The organism is Salinivibrio sp. PR932 (assembly GCF_001996125.1).
Classification (GTDB): Bacteria; Pseudomonadota; Gammaproteobacteria; order Enterobacterales; family Vibrionaceae; genus Salinivibrio; species Salinivibrio proteolyticus.
Map to the genome: position 1 here is coordinate 1 of NZ_MUFM01000025.1, position 13559 is coordinate 13559.

At 49.6% G+C, this 13559-nt stretch carries 11 protein-coding genes; 7 read left to right on the forward strand and 4 right to left on the reverse strand.

Annotation, left to right across the window (positions count from 1 at the left end; genetic code table 11):
- Window positions 1–186 precede the first annotated feature (186 nt).
- The 6 genes from dinG to BZG84_RS11745 all read left to right on the forward strand — a co-directional run bounded on the left by dinG (window position 187) and on the right by BZG84_RS11745 (window position 6810).
- Window positions 187–2259 (forward strand): ATP-dependent DNA helicase DinG, encoded by a 2073-nt coding sequence (gene dinG / locus BZG84_RS11720; RefSeq protein ID WP_077678248.1) that lies wholly within the window; start codon window positions 187–189, stop codon window positions 2257–2259.
- Window positions 2260–2274: 15 nt separating this feature from the next.
- Window positions 2275–3048, forward strand: coding sequence for a sulfite exporter TauE/SafE family protein (locus BZG84_RS11725; protein ID WP_077479130.1), 774 nt, complete (start codon window positions 2275–2277; stop codon window positions 3046–3048).
- A gap of 15 nt (window positions 3049–3063) precedes the next feature.
- Window positions 3064–3618, forward strand: a complete 555-nt coding sequence (locus tag BZG84_RS11730) for a primosomal replication protein (RefSeq protein ID WP_077479131.1) — start codon at window positions 3064–3066, stop codon at window positions 3616–3618.
- Window positions 3619–3701: 83 nt separating this feature from the next.
- The gene (locus tag BZG84_RS11735) at window positions 3702–4607 is read left to right on the forward strand and encodes a histone deacetylase family protein (protein WP_077479132.1); all 906 of its coding nucleotides are present in this window, start codon (window positions 3702–3704) and stop codon (window positions 4605–4607) included.
- A 9-nt stretch (window positions 4608–4616) separates the two neighbouring features.
- The gene (locus BZG84_RS11740; RefSeq protein ID WP_077479133.1) at window positions 4617–4802 is read left to right on the forward strand and encodes a DUF2496 domain-containing protein; all 186 of its coding nucleotides are present in this window, start codon (window positions 4617–4619) and stop codon (window positions 4800–4802) included.
- Between the two features lie 577 nt (window positions 4803–5379).
- A complete protein-coding gene (locus BZG84_RS11745; RefSeq protein WP_077456478.1) occupies window positions 5380–6810 on the forward strand; it encodes an alanine/glycine:cation symporter family protein in 1431 nt (476 codons plus the stop codon).
- A 78-nt stretch (window positions 6811–6888) separates the two neighbouring features.
- Here BZG84_RS11745 and BZG84_RS11750 read toward each other — a convergent pair whose 3' ends face one another.
- The 4 genes from BZG84_RS11750 to BZG84_RS11765 all read right to left on the reverse strand — a co-directional run bounded on the left by BZG84_RS11750 (window position 6889) and on the right by BZG84_RS11765 (window position 11650).
- The gene (locus BZG84_RS11750) at window positions 6889–7092 is read right to left on the reverse strand and encodes a hypothetical protein (protein WP_069591341.1); all 204 of its coding nucleotides are present in this window, start codon (window positions 7090–7092) and stop codon (window positions 6889–6891) included.
- 145 nt (window positions 7093–7237) lie between these two features.
- Window positions 7238–7969, reverse strand: coding sequence for a 3'-5' exonuclease (locus BZG84_RS11755; RefSeq protein WP_077479134.1), 732 nt, complete (start codon window positions 7967–7969; stop codon window positions 7238–7240).
- Window positions 7970–7978: 9 nt separating this feature from the next.
- Window positions 7979–9856, reverse strand: coding sequence for a DUF294 nucleotidyltransferase-like domain-containing protein (locus tag BZG84_RS11760; RefSeq protein WP_077661764.1), 1878 nt, complete (start codon window positions 9854–9856; stop codon window positions 7979–7981).
- 177 nt (window positions 9857–10033) lie between these two features.
- On the reverse strand, window positions 10034–11650 hold the full coding sequence (locus BZG84_RS11765; RefSeq protein WP_443216364.1) for a BCCT family transporter: 1617 nt from the start codon (window positions 11648–11650) through the stop codon (window positions 10034–10036).
- A gap of 641 nt (window positions 11651–12291) precedes the next feature.
- Between BZG84_RS11765 and BZG84_RS11770 the strand changes: the two genes are divergently transcribed.
- On the forward strand, window positions 12292–13515 hold the full coding sequence (locus BZG84_RS11770) for a NupC/NupG family nucleoside CNT transporter (protein ID WP_077678249.1): 1224 nt from the start codon (window positions 12292–12294) through the stop codon (window positions 13513–13515).
- Window positions 13516–13559: the final 44 nt, after the last annotated feature.

Consider the following 13559-nt stretch of genomic DNA (forward strand, 5'->3'; position numbering starts at 1 on the left):
ATTCAATAGCTTAAAATAGGCGCTTTCCTAATCGACAAGTAGAACAGCAAGATAGGGCAAATTGGTTCAATATAAATTCGTGATTGGGATCTCATTAATGTAAAGAAATCTTGCAGTTCGGGATCGTTTTCACGTTTTTGAGTCGTGCTATACTGCGCGCCATTCTCCCTTAAGCCGGACATATTGATGCTCAGCCCTGCCGTAAAATCAGACATCCGCGCCTGCTATCAAACCCTACAAGCGCAACTTCCCCACTTTGTTCCTAGAAAGGTACAAAACTATCTCGTGGCAGAGCTTGCAAAAACGCTAGCAGGCGATTACGACAACAAGCGCCGGCTATTTGTGGCGGAGGCGGGTACAGGTGTGGGCAAATCGATGGCCTATCTTATGGGGGCCATCCCCTTTGCGCTTAATAACAATAAAAAAGTGGTGATTTCGACCGCAACAGTGGCTTTGCAAGAGCAGTTAGCCAATAAAGATATTCCATTTTTTCGTCGCATCTGCCCAAAACCGTTTGATTTTATTCTGGCAAAAGGGCGCCAACGATATTGTTGTGCACACAAATTAAGTGCAGTGGCAGATACAGACAGCATTCAAGGCGCGCTGTTCACCCAAGAGCCCAAGCAAAACGAGCAACGGCTACTCAATGACATGTACTCGGCATTTAGCCGCGGAAAGTGGGATGGCGACCGCGATAGCTGGCCCAAGCCGATTGCCGATCACCTCTGGCAAGCCATTGCGTCAGACAAGCACACCTGCCACGCCGGATTGAACGCTCATCGTCAGTGCCCCTTCGCCAAGGCACGCGAGGCGATGGATAAAGCGGATGTTGTGGTCGTCAATCACAGCCTACTACTGGCCGATCTCGAGCTGGGTGGTGGGGTGATCTTGCCCGAGCCAGAGCAATGTCTTTATATGATTGATGAAGCCCACCATTTACCCACAGTCGCGCGCGACTTTTCTGCCGCCAATGCCAGTTTACTCGGTGCGACTGGATGGCTAGAAAAGCTCAACCAAGCCGCGGTTAAGCTCGGTAATACCGCGGATATGAAGCGCGCAAGCCGCTTCGTGGATAGTTTATTAGACGCGATCCAAGTGCTGATCCCCACTTTACGCGACACCAACCAAATTATTAGTGGGTTACCCATCAATGAGGATGGCTGCTACCGTTTTGTTGATGGCGAACTGCCTGACGCCTTGGTAGAGCCCTGCCAGCAATTGAAGCAAGCGAGTAAAAAAGCCAACCAGAGCTTGGCGAAAATTCACGATTTGATCAACGAGCGACTGAAAGAAAATGACATTTCGGCCAAGCTCGCCGACCCTGCGCTTGCGGAAAGTGCCTTTTTCTTACAACGGCTCGAGAACCTAGAAAAAGTCTGGTCCCTGATGGCACAACCCAACGCAAACAAAGGTGCACCTCTCGCGCGTTGGGTACAACGTTGCCAAGAGCGTGAGGATGATCGCTGGGTCCACGTCTCACCGTTAGAAGTCGGCTGGCGCCTAGATCAAATGCTGTGGTCTCGGGCAGCTGGTGTCGGGCTGTTCTCTGCCACATTGCGAGCTCTCAATCGGTTTAGCTATTTTTGTCGCCAAGTCGGTCTAAGCGAAAGCGATGGCACGCGCTATTTAGCGTTACCCTCCCCCTTTGACTATACCAATCAAGCAAGGCTGATAGTGCCTGCTATGCCCTGTGAGCCACAAGCAAAACAGTTCACCGATGTGCTTAGCGATAAAGTGCTTGAGTATTTGGAAGGCGAAACCGCATCACTGGTGCTATTCGCCTCCTATTGGCAAATGCATCAAGTGGCTAAAACCTTGGAGCCGCACTGTCGCCGTCATCAATGGCAACTGCTCTGCCAAGGCACCCTGTCACGTAGTGCACTGTTAGACCAACATAAAGAGGCGGTAGCCGCCGGGAAAACCAGTATTATTTTTGGGACTGGCAGTTTCTCTGAAGGGCTAGATTTACCCGGTAACCTACTGACAAACTTGATTATTACCAAAATTCCCTTTGCTGTACCCACTTCACCAGTGGAAGAGGCCCATGCCGAATACATAGAAAAATGCGGCGGTAATCCGTTTTTGCAAATTTCGGTTCCCGAGGCAAGCAAAAAGCTGGTGCAATCGGTCGGACGCTTACTGCGCAAAGAGGAAGACTCTGGTAGAGTGGTGCTCCTTGACCGGCGCATTATCACCCGCAGATATGGCCAATCATTACTCGACTCGTTGCCACCCTTTAAGCGCGTCGTCGAACAATAACTAGAAAGAATTCGCATGCTTGAACTGATTGACCTCTCTACCCTGATTATTTTAGGGCTCACGGCGTTTGTCGCCGGCTTTATTGATGCGGTGGCTGGTGGTGGTGGAATGCTCACTGTCCCCGCCTTGCTATCATTAGGTTTACCCCCACATATTGCCTTAGGAACTAACAAACTTGCCGCCACTTTTGCGTCAAGTACCGCCGCCTTTACCTATTATAAGAAGCGGCTTTTTTCGCCTCGGTTCTGGCAACATGCCTTTTGGGCAACATTAATTGGTGCCACCTTAGGCACTTTGTTGGTTGATGTATTGAGCACCGAGTGGCTTGAAAAGGCGATTCCTTTGGTGGTGCTGGTCGCCGCGGTTTATACGGTATGGCACCCTCAGCCCAAGGTCGATAACCATAAATTGCCCGCGCCCTGCCCAAAGCTCCCCATTAAGCAATGGGGGCAAGGCCTATCACTGGGCTTTTATGATGGGGTAGCTGGACCCGGAACTGGCGCGTTTTGGACAGTCTCGACCATGTCGATGTATCGCATGAACATTTTGCTGTCATCGGGACTTGCCAAGGCGATGAATTTTACCAGTAACTTCACTTCCTTGGTTGCGTTTGCACTGCTGGGGCATGTTAACTGGGCACTCGGTCTGACGATGGGTGTCTGCTTGATGTTAGGCGCTTTTATTGGGGCCCATTCTGCGATTCGCTTTGGTAGCCGGTTTATCCGTCCGATTTTTGTCACGGCCGTGGTCGTGCTCGCGGGTAAGCTAGCATTAGACGCATGGTTTTAAGGTAATTTAACAATCATGAAAGCCCAGCTCGAAACAATGCACCAGTTACTCGACCAACTGGCTAAGCGTGCCGCTGAGGTCGATAGACGTCGCGGAGAAGCAAACGCGCCTTTGTTCTCCATTCAGCTTTTTCAATGCCAAGGCAAGCTGCTCACCCCTTGTGTAAACGAAGCGCAGGGGCTGCTTAATGTGATGCGACGCGACGACGAGCAAGGGCTATTGACCGAAGCAAGAGCGACACATATTTGTGAAACCTTATTGGCACAAATCAGTGCGCTGCAACGTGAGCTGGCGACACTTCCATTACGTAAACAAGAACAAGCATCCCGTGGACGTCGTCGCCAATCCATAGGTGAACTTTACCAAGAGCTCGCCAAACACCAAGATTGGGAACGACGCTTGGAAGACAAACTCAGAGATGCGAATGCTAGCGTCGATGCAGCAAGCACTCCGGCAGTCCGCCAAGACTACCAGAAGCAAGTTTTAGCCCTAGAGCAACGCTTAGCCCGTTGCCGCCAAGCTCGAGAACGTATTGAAAGTACCATCAGTTATCGTGAGCGCAAGACCTAGGGGCGCACGGGGTAAACCCAACATCATATTAAATCTGTTACGGCATTAGCCAATACGCGCAAATCAGCACAAAGGAGCTTAGGGTGTTACCTCTGATTTACCATCCTATTTATTCTGACTTCCCACTCCCAGAAGGTCATAGGTATCCCCTTCAGAAGTACCGCCTTCTATACGAGCGTCTCAGCGCATGCAACTTGCCAGTCACGTTCGACCAACCGACAGCGGCAGACCGTCGGGTGATCGACCCCGTGCATGATCACGACTATATCAATCACTTAATCAAAGGCGAGCTACCGCTGGCCAAAATGCGTCGAATAGGCTTTCCATGGAGTGAGGCCTTAATCACCCGCAGTCTCACTTCGTTAGGCGGCACCACCTTGACCGTTGACCACGCGCTTGAGACCGGACTTGCCATTCATCTAACCGGTGGCTACCACCACGCTCACTACGATTTTGGCAGTGGTTTCTGTTTATTTAATGACTTAATGATTGCGGCACGCCACGCACTGTCTCACCCTGGCATAGACAAGGTGTTAATTGTTGATTGTGACGTACACCATGGCGATGGAACAGCCGCTTTAGCGGCAGACCACCCTGATATCATCACCTTTTCAGTTCATTGTGAGAAGAATTTCCCCTCGCGTAAGCCGCCGTCGACGATAGATTTACCGTTACCTAAAGGCACCGGTGATGATGACTACCTCAGCGCATTTTTGCCCTTGCTCGAACTCGCCATCGCGCAGTATCGTCCTGACATGGTCATTTATGACGCCGGGGTCGACATTCATCGGGACGATGCGCTCGGCTATCTCGATGTGTCAACAAACGGCATCTATCAGCGCGATCTAGGCGTACTCTCGTGTTGCAAGCACAACCAAATTCCTGTCGCGGCAGTCATTGGTGGTGGTTATCACGATAATCACGACACCCTCGTCCCACTTCATGAACAATTGATCCGTGCCGCGTTACACGTGACCGAAAAGCAATAAGGAGCCCTCATGAACAAAGAAGCATCCCACACCCCGAACGGCCTTGAGAACGCTCCCGATGACGTTAAGCTCGCCGTTGACCTGATTTATTTGCTCGAAAGTCATCAAATTGACATCGACGTTGCGCTGTCAGCCATTGATATGGTCAAAACAGACTTGCTCAATAAAAAAGGCAGCAGATCGACACAAAAATAGGCAGACATAGCGTGCTCGCTTCTTTCATGTGACGACATTTTCATCAAACCCACGTGTTTTTGATCACAATTTTACGCGCTCTGACATAGTCCGCCTTTAGTCGCTTTTAACGAAAATTTATGCAATATTGTATTTGACTAAATCGCGTAAGTTCAAGTAATTAGCATGAAAAGCATTACATTTTATTTACAGTCAATATCACCAAAATCAATATACCGAGCAGGTTAATTTTTAATCAAACCGCCCTTCTCATAGTGTTTTGTCTCACAAATATCGGTATTATCCGGTGCGCTCCGCGTTGTGTACCTACTCATTCAATCAAGGTGCATAACTAACGTGAGAGCACTCTGGCAACAGTCGAGCATGGATTCAAAATGCTGTTGCACACCACGCTGGTTCCACGTTAGGCCACCAACCTAACCGCCCCTCAAGATGGGGACCAGCCGTTCGCCTGCATGGACTGCAGTTAAGTCACATGGACAGTGGTTGTCGGCCTTGGCGCTTGTCGTCACCTTTGCAAACACTCGACTTTTCAAGCTCAAGGCGTCTCCCAACAGACGAAAAACAGAGTTTTATGATGGAACTACTAGAAAACCTATTTGTGTCCATAATCGATACAGGTAATAGCCTCCTTTGGGGAAGCGTACTGATTTACTTATTGATTGGTCTAGGTCTGTACTTCACTGTACGTTCCGGCTTTATTCAATTTCGTAACTTTGGCCATATGTTCAAACTCATGGCCAATAGCCGTGATGGCGCATCAGGCGGCATCTCTTCTTTCCAAGCATTTAGCACCAGCTTGGCGGCACGTGTAGGTACCGGAAACATGGCCGGTGTCGCTGTGGCGATTTACTTAGGTGGCCCTGGCGCTATCTTCTGGATGTGGTTAACCGCATTGGTCGGTATGGCCACCAGCTTTGTCGAATCCACCCTCGCGCAAGCTTACAAAGTCAACCACAAAGACAACAGCTATCGTGGTGGTCCGGCGTATTACATTGAAAAAGGTCTTGGTCAGCGCTGGCTCGGTATCGCCTTCGCCGTGTGTCTGATTATTGCATTCGGCCTGGCCTTTAACGGGGTACAATCCAACTCAATTGCCGCTGCAATGAATACGGCATTTGGAGTCAATGAACTCGCAGTCGGGATCGCAATTACACTGGTCACCGCACCGGTAATTTTTGGTGGTATGCGCTCAGTGGCGCGTGTAGCGGAGCTTATCGTTCCGTTCATGGCACTTGCGTATCTTGCCGTGGCACTGTTTGTCGTTGCGATGAATATCGAGCAGCTTCCTGCCGTTATCTCGATGATTGTTAAGAGTGCGCTGGGCGTTGAACAAGCTGCCGGCGGTGCGATGGGTTATGCCATTGCCCAAGCAATGATGCAAGGTATCAAACGCGGCCTGTTCTCGAACGAAGCCGGTATGGGTTCTGCACCCAATGCCGCAGCAACAGCCACCACCAAGCCTAACCACCCTGCTGCACAAGGCTATGTACAAATGCTGGGGGTGTTTGTCGATACCATTGTGATCTGTACTGCAACCGCCTCGATTATCTTGATGTCTGGTATGCTCGACCCAGAAAGTGGTCTTACCGGTATTGCACTGACTCAAGAAGCCTTGGTGAGCCAAGTGGGTGACTGGGGTGCAGGCTTTATTGCCATTGCGATTTTGTTGTTCGCCTTTACGTCTATCATTGCGAACTACTCGTATGGTGAATCTAACATCGAGTATATCTTCAAGTGTCGTAAAGCCATCACTTTGTACCGTATCGCGGTTCTCTCTATGGTATTGGTGGGGTCAATTACTGACTTGCCGTTGATCTGGAGTTTTGCTGACTTATCGATGGGTATGATGGCGGTGATCAACTTAGTGGCAATTGCGCTACTATCTGGCATTGCGTTTGCGTTGATGAAAGATTATGAAGACCAACGCCGAGCGGGTAAGAAGCCAACGTTTGATCGTACTAAGTTCCCGAAACTGGACAAGCAAATCGATAAAGACGTGTGGTAACAACACCGATCTGTCGGTATCAACCTACAAAAACCACCGTTCAAGCGGTGGTTTTTTTATCGTTAAAGTCAGTGCGGATCACCAAGTGAGCCAATAGGCAATTAACAGCGCAAACACAATGCACGCACCGGCATAAAAGCCCAACTCAATTTTACGTGCCGTCATGTCTTCGGCCTCTTCGGGCTTTAACGTGAGTCCCCAGTAAGCAAAGCCAATGCCTGATGACAACAACAACACCCCAAGGCCAAACACCAGCCCTTCTACTGCATGGATAAATGTCATGTGCTTTCCTCTGATTATCAGTCGCTGATGTTGTAGCACATTCTTATTGCACTGAAAACCAGCACTCGACGTGCTATCGCCTGTAAACGGGTCTACGAACCATCCGTGTCTATGGTTCAATCAAAAAGCGATAGCCGTCTTAACATTAGCTCCATACATCGCTAATCGGTGTGTCAGGGGAAAAGTCGTGGGCCACTTGAGCTTGCAACAGCTCTGCCGTGGCAATGGCATCGGTTAAGGCATGATGACTTTGATAAAAAGGCAGCTGATACCGAGTGCGGCTGTCGGCTAACCGAATTGACACCGGCGGACGACGCATAATACGGTCCATTAAGCTGCGCTTACCGGTGCGGTGCTTCCGCGCCTCAAGCTCCATCGTATCGACCATCGGAAAAATAATCCCTTCCCCTAAACGCTGCTTAATGGCACGGTCAAGGAACTCTCGCTCGATACGGCGGTAATGCACCACAACGATCGCACCGGCGAGCGCGCTTAGCAGTGGTTCAATCACATGAGAAAAGTCTGGTGCATTCATAATGTCTGAATGGGTGATGCCATGAATAACAATCGAAGACTCCGCCAGCGGCCGATTGGGATTCACAATCCAGTGCTGCGCCTGTTGGCAGCGAACGCGACTAAGGGTAAAAGGCACCAGCCCAATACTGACAATGGCATCCTTTTCACTGTCTAGACCCGTGGTTTCAAAATCGAGTGCAACAAAAGGTACATCCTTTAGAGGCGTATCTGGTGCTACCCAGCCTTGTTGATAAAACGCCTGTAACGTCTCATGTTTCACTTGCTCTCGTTTGGTATCCAGCATGGCTTGCCAGTCTACGTGTTGCGCCGGGGCTTTCTTTTTAAGGTCAAAATGCAACATGCCAACCCCTTATGACCGATTCGGCTGATAGCGGAATTTCAAGAACTTCTGAGCGTTACTTAAAATCTGGAATGCATCTTTGAGGTTACGGCGCTCAAAATCGGATAGATTCTCCGGTTCTACGTTGTTATCTGGATCACGCCCCGCTTCGATATCCAGCGCTTGGTGACGAATACGCACCATGGAAATAAATTCCATCGCATCTCGAAGGTCTGGCCCTCGGCCTTTGGGCAAGATCCCAGATTCAATAATGTCGTCTAAGCGCTCAAACGAGTTTTGTGAGCGCGAATCGATAGCTAATGCGTGTACACGGATAAGATCGGCTAATGGCGCTGTACCACGGCGTTTGAGGTTAATAGAGTTATTGTGTCGCCCATCTTGCTCCATCACGAAATCTTTGAAAAAGCCCAAGGGCGGGGTGCGGTTTAAGGCATTGCGCGCCATTGAGGCTAAAAAGCGATTATTGCGACGTGCACGGCGACCAATGAAGGCTTTGAGTTGCTCAGCCCAGTTAGTTCGACCATAGACACCATCTAAATCAAAGAAAATATTGCTGTCGAGTAACGAGCGTGGGCTCGGATTATCAATCCAATCGGCGAAGCATTGTTCCCACTCTTTCAGCGTTTTGCGCCACTCAGGGTTGGTCGCCATGATGTTACCGGTACAATAGGTATACCCGCAGGCATCAAGTCCATCAGACACGCGCTTCGATAGTGCCTCAAAGTACGCGTTATGCTCGTCGTGGTTAAAACTATCGTCCAAGATAATGGCATTGTCTTGATCGGTTACAATCAGCTGCTCATCGCGTGCCATCGACCCCATCGCCAAAAAGCAATACGGAATAGGCGGCTCACCCAGCTCTTCTTCTGCTAACTCCAACAGGCGCTGCTTAAAACTGCGGCCAATCACGGACATCGCAGACCCAATCATGTGTGAGTTCGCGTCCTCATTGACCATACGTACAAAGCAATCTTTGACTTGTTTGGCTAACACCACTAAATCGTCCACCGATTGTTGGCGGAAAATACTGGCGACGAGGAACAAGCTGTTTTGCGATTCGTAACGTGCAATATCCGATAGTGCGACCACACCCAGTGGTTTGCCATGTTGCAGTACCGGTACGTGGTGGAGGTTTGAGCGCAGCATGGTGAGCATGGCTTCAAAGATGTAGGCATTATGATCGAGGGTGATCAGCTGGGGCGACATGATTTCTTGTACCGGCGTTTCATAAGGCAAGCCTTCTGCTAACACGCGATTACGTAAGTCACGATCAGTAATGATCCCCAGCACTGGATTCAGGCCAGTTTCTGGATCTGGCTCATCGCCCATCACCAAAATTGACGAGACCGCTTCTTGCGACATAACTTGGGCTGCATATTGTACCGAGTCGGTACTATCGATCATCACGGGGTCGCGAATAATCAGCTTCTTAACCTTGGACGTCGTCAGATCATTGGCTTCATTATGGCTCGATACCGCCTGACGTAATCGCGTCCGGTCTTCGACCTCGACAAAATCGGCAAAGTGTTCAAATTCATCAAACAAGCGGTTAAATGTCGCCTCAGGGATGAAGTACACCAAGGTGTCTTCGATCGCCTTGGCGGGCATACGCACCCGGTTGTTCATCAAAAGCCCCATTTGACCGAAGATATCCCCCTCGGCGATACGGTTGTACAAGGTGCCATTACGACGATACAGCTCGACAGCACCGCTACGGATCATGGCTAAATCATGAATCTCATCGCCGTAGGCAAAAATCGTCGTGCCCGCTCGGTGATAACTAATTTCGATGCTTTGCGCGACCTCAGCAACCACCTCTTCGGGAATCGATTCAAAAGGGGCGTATTGGGAAAGAAATGTCGCAATTTCAACTTGTTCAGCTTCCATGATGCTCACCTAGCGTTGCGAGAAAGTGCAAGGGTATGCGGTTGACTATTTACAATAGATGAAACCTAAAAGCGTTGTCTCACCCATCACATATCAAAGTTGTTGGTAATAAAAAAGGCAGTCCCGAGGGCCTGCCTTTTTCATCATAGCTAACTGTTAGTTACTTAGCACGTACAGTTACTTAGCGCGCGGCTCTGATGCCAACCCTTTAAACAAGGAAGCCGTCGCCACCAAGAGTACAATCGTGAACGGGAAGCCGGTTGAAACCGCCATCGCTTGTAGGGCAACCAAGCCACCACCAAGGATAAGCGCCACCGCAACTAGACCCTCGAAAGACGCCCAGAAAACACGTTGTGGCACTGGCACGTTCACTTTACCGCCTGCAGAAATGGTATCGATAACCAATGAGCCCGAGTCAGACGAGGTCACAAAGAACACGATAACCAGAATGATACCGATGAATGAGGTAATCGATGCCAACGGCAAATCATCCAACATCGCAAACAGTTTCAGTGACAGCTCTGCATCAACAACTGCGGTGTAACCTTCGTTTACAAATTGACCAATCGCGGTGCCACCGAATGCGGTCATCCATAACACACAAGCAGCAGATGGGATCAGCAATACGCAGGTGATAAACTCACGCACTGTGCGGCCACGAGATACACGCGCAATAAACATACCTACAAATGGGGACCATGAAATCCACCATGCCCAATAGAACGAAGTCCAGCCCTGCGTAAAGTTGGCATCTTCACGTGCAAACGGCATAGACAGCGCAGGCAAGTTTTGAAGGTACGCGGCGAGGTTACCAAAGAAACCGGTCAAAATGGCTAGCGTTGGACCCACTGCAATCACAAAGATAAGCAGTAGCAGCGCAAGCAGCATGTTCACTTCGGAAAGGCGTTTCACCCCTTTATCTACCCCGGCAACCACAGACAGGATGGCCATCGCGGTGATACCCATGACAAGCAGCACCTCAGTGGTGTTACCCAGTGGGGTATCAAACAGATAGTGAAGACCAGCAGACGCCTGTGATGCTCCGAGACCCAATGACGTTGCAAGGCCGAAGAGGGTCGCGATGATCGCAAGAATATCGATCACGTGGCCGGTCCAGCCCCATACACGCTCGCCAAAGAGCGGGTAAAAGACAGAACGCATGGTCAAAGGCAAACCTTTGTTGTAGGCAAACAGAGCCAGACCTAGCGCCAAGACAGCGTAGATAGCCCAAGGGTGAAGACCCCAGTGGAAAATCGTTGCAGACATACCTAGGCGTCGAGCCGCTTCAGCATCTCCGGCTGCAGCACCTAACGGTGCCCAGTCGGTACGAATACCGTTTGCATCAACAGCGGTACCGCCCAATGAGGTTTGAAAGTGTGTTAACGGCTCTGAAACACCGTAGAACATCAAACCAATACCCATACCGGCGGCAAACAACATCGCAAACCAACCCGCATAGCTATAATCCGGCTTAGCTTCTGTCCCGCCGAGACGAACGCGACCCAAAGGTGACACAATCAGCACTAGACAGGCGATAACAAAAATATTACCTGCAGAAAGGAAGAACCAGTCTAGGTTCGAGGTCAACCAACCCCGAAGATCACCAAAAACAGGGCCGATTTGGTTTTGAAATGCCAAAGTGACAAATACAAAGGCCATAATGGCCAGCCCCGAGACCATAAATACTCGGTTGTGAATATCAAAACCAAACGGGCCAAGTTTAACGGCCACGTTATCCTGACCGACCTGGTAGTCAGTATCGATCGGGTTAACTTTCCCGTCCGGTTTCATCATATCTTCATGGCTTTTATCGCTCACGAGTTAACTCCTTAGTCCGTTTGTTCGGAAGCCTGTGAGTGTCGGTGGCCTGTGCGCTCAATTGGCCTTTTCATCGCAAAACGCGGATAAAAAAGTTGACCAGCAGCAAGAACCGCAACATCCACACAGCTCACTACCCTAACATAAATGCGTAACGATTTAATTAGGGCACTAACCAAATGTCGATTTTATAACCAGCTATTAATCAATATATCCACTCAATCCCAGACTAGACGCGGCCTAGAACTCATTTGAACTCTTTATTTCAGAGCTATAAAGGATCGTGTCATACACATTCCTCTTCTAGGTTTAGCGGAAATACGCCGTATCATAAAAAGAATTCATTGATAGTGCTCACAAAAAATACCTATGTTCACCAGCAAAACTTTTGATGGATCACAAAGACATCGTGAATAGCATGCGTCTGTTCAAGTACCTATCGTGAAGCCGCTCTGAGCTCGCACGACTCGCCTACGAGCGCATAACCTCCAAGCCACAAAAATGCAAAATAATGCAACAATATGATTTATTCGTGACACTTGTCACACTGAGAAAAATAAGTACAATACCGCCGCAATCGTTTTCCATCCCAGTTTAACGTTTGCGGAGCAAGCATCATGCAATTTGGCATCGGCCTTTTGGGGATTAGCGTCCTCTTTCTTATCGCGATTGGATTTTCAGAAAATCGTCGCGCGATCAACTGGCGTACCGTCGGTGGCGCTTTCGTTATTCAAATCGTCTTTGCCGGGTTTATTATCTCCGTCCCGCTTGGTCAGCGCATTCTGGCTAACGCATCAGAAGCCGTGTCCGCAATTATTAGCTTTGGCGATATTGGTGCTGAGTTTCTATTTGGTGATCTCGCGAAATTTAAACTTGGCTTTATCTTTGCTTTCAACGTTTTACCAACTATCGTCTTTTTCTCCGCTCTGATCGCGGTGCTTTACCATTTAGGGATCATGGCTTGGATTATTCGCCTGATCGGTGGCGTACTACGACGCGTACTCGGCACCTCGCGCACTGAATCGATGTCAGCCACTGCCAATATCTTTGTCGGATCGGTAGAAGCCCCTCTTGTCGTGCGCCCTTTTCTCGCCTCAATGACGCGCTCAGAATTATTTGCAGTCATGGTCGGCGGGTTAGCCTCCGTCGCTGGAGGCACCATGGTTGGATACGCAGGCCTCGGTGTTGAAATGAAATACCTGATCGCTGCCGCCTTTATGTCCGCACCAGCCGGTCTAATGATGGCAAAGATTATGGTCCCGCAGACCGAAGCGCCTATCAGCCATACCCAAGCGCAAGCCGAGCAAGATAACCACGATAAGCCTGTCAACTTGATCGATGCAGGCACACAAGGTGCTTTAAGTGGATTACAAATTGCGATGGCAGTCGGGGCTAGCTTACTGGCCGTGATCAGCATGATTGCGCTGATTAACGGCGGGTTGGGTAAACTTGGTCCTATGATCAATATGCCTCAGTTGAGCCTGGAGTGGATATTCGGCTATGTGTTTGCACCAGTTGCTTGGCTCATCGGTATTCCGTGGGGGGAAGCAATGACTGCGGGTACCTTGATTGGTAAGAAAATTGCGGTGAATGAATTTGTGGCGTTTGCTGATTTTATGAATCTAAAAGGTGCACTTTCTCCCCATAGCCAAGCCATTGTTACCTTTGCTCTGTGCGGCTTTGCCAACCTCACTTCGATCGCGATGTTGATGGGCGGACTGGGCGGTATTGTTCCAGAGCGCCGAGGTGATATCGCCAAATTAGGAATGCGTGCCATTCTTGCCGCCACCTTAGCAAATCTGATGAGCGCAACATTAGCAGGGCTGTATCTGACTTTGTAACCTCAATCACGCTAGATCGTTTTACCATCATTCTGACGGTTCAG

What these genes read in the sequence shown, in the direction of transcription:
- dinG (WP_077678248.1), top strand. Translation starts at nt 187, where the DNA reads ATGCTCAGCCCTGCCGTAAAATCAGACATCCGCGCCTGCTATCAAACC.
- BZG84_RS11725 (WP_077479130.1), top strand. Translation starts at nt 2,275, where the DNA reads ATGCTTGAACTGATTGACCTCTCTACCCTGATTATTTTAGGGCTCACG.
- BZG84_RS11730 (WP_077479131.1), top strand. Translation starts at nt 3,064, where the DNA reads ATGAAAGCCCAGCTCGAAACAATGCACCAGTTACTCGACCAACTGGCT.
- BZG84_RS11740 (WP_077479133.1), top strand. Translation starts at nt 4,617, where the DNA reads ATGAACAAAGAAGCATCCCACACCCCGAACGGCCTTGAGAACGCTCCC.
- BZG84_RS11745 (WP_077456478.1), top strand. Translation starts at nt 5,380, where the DNA reads ATGGAACTACTAGAAAACCTATTTGTGTCCATAATCGATACAGGTAAT.
- BZG84_RS11750 (WP_069591341.1), bottom strand. Translation starts at nt 7,092, where the DNA reads ATGACATTTATCCATGCAGTAGAAGGGCTGGTGTTTGGCCTTGGGGTG.
- BZG84_RS11755 (WP_077479134.1), bottom strand. Translation starts at nt 7,969, where the DNA reads ATGTTGCATTTTGACCTTAAAAAGAAAGCCCCGGCGCAACACGTAGAC.
- BZG84_RS11760 (WP_077661764.1), bottom strand. Translation starts at nt 9,856, where the DNA reads ATGGAAGCTGAACAAGTTGAAATTGCGACATTTCTTTCCCAATACGCC.
- BZG84_RS11765 (WP_443216364.1), bottom strand. Translation starts at nt 11,650, where the DNA reads ATGATGAAACCGGACGGGAAAGTTAACCCGATCGATACTGACTACCAG.
- BZG84_RS11770 (WP_077678249.1), top strand. Translation starts at nt 12,292, where the DNA reads ATGCAATTTGGCATCGGCCTTTTGGGGATTAGCGTCCTCTTTCTTATC.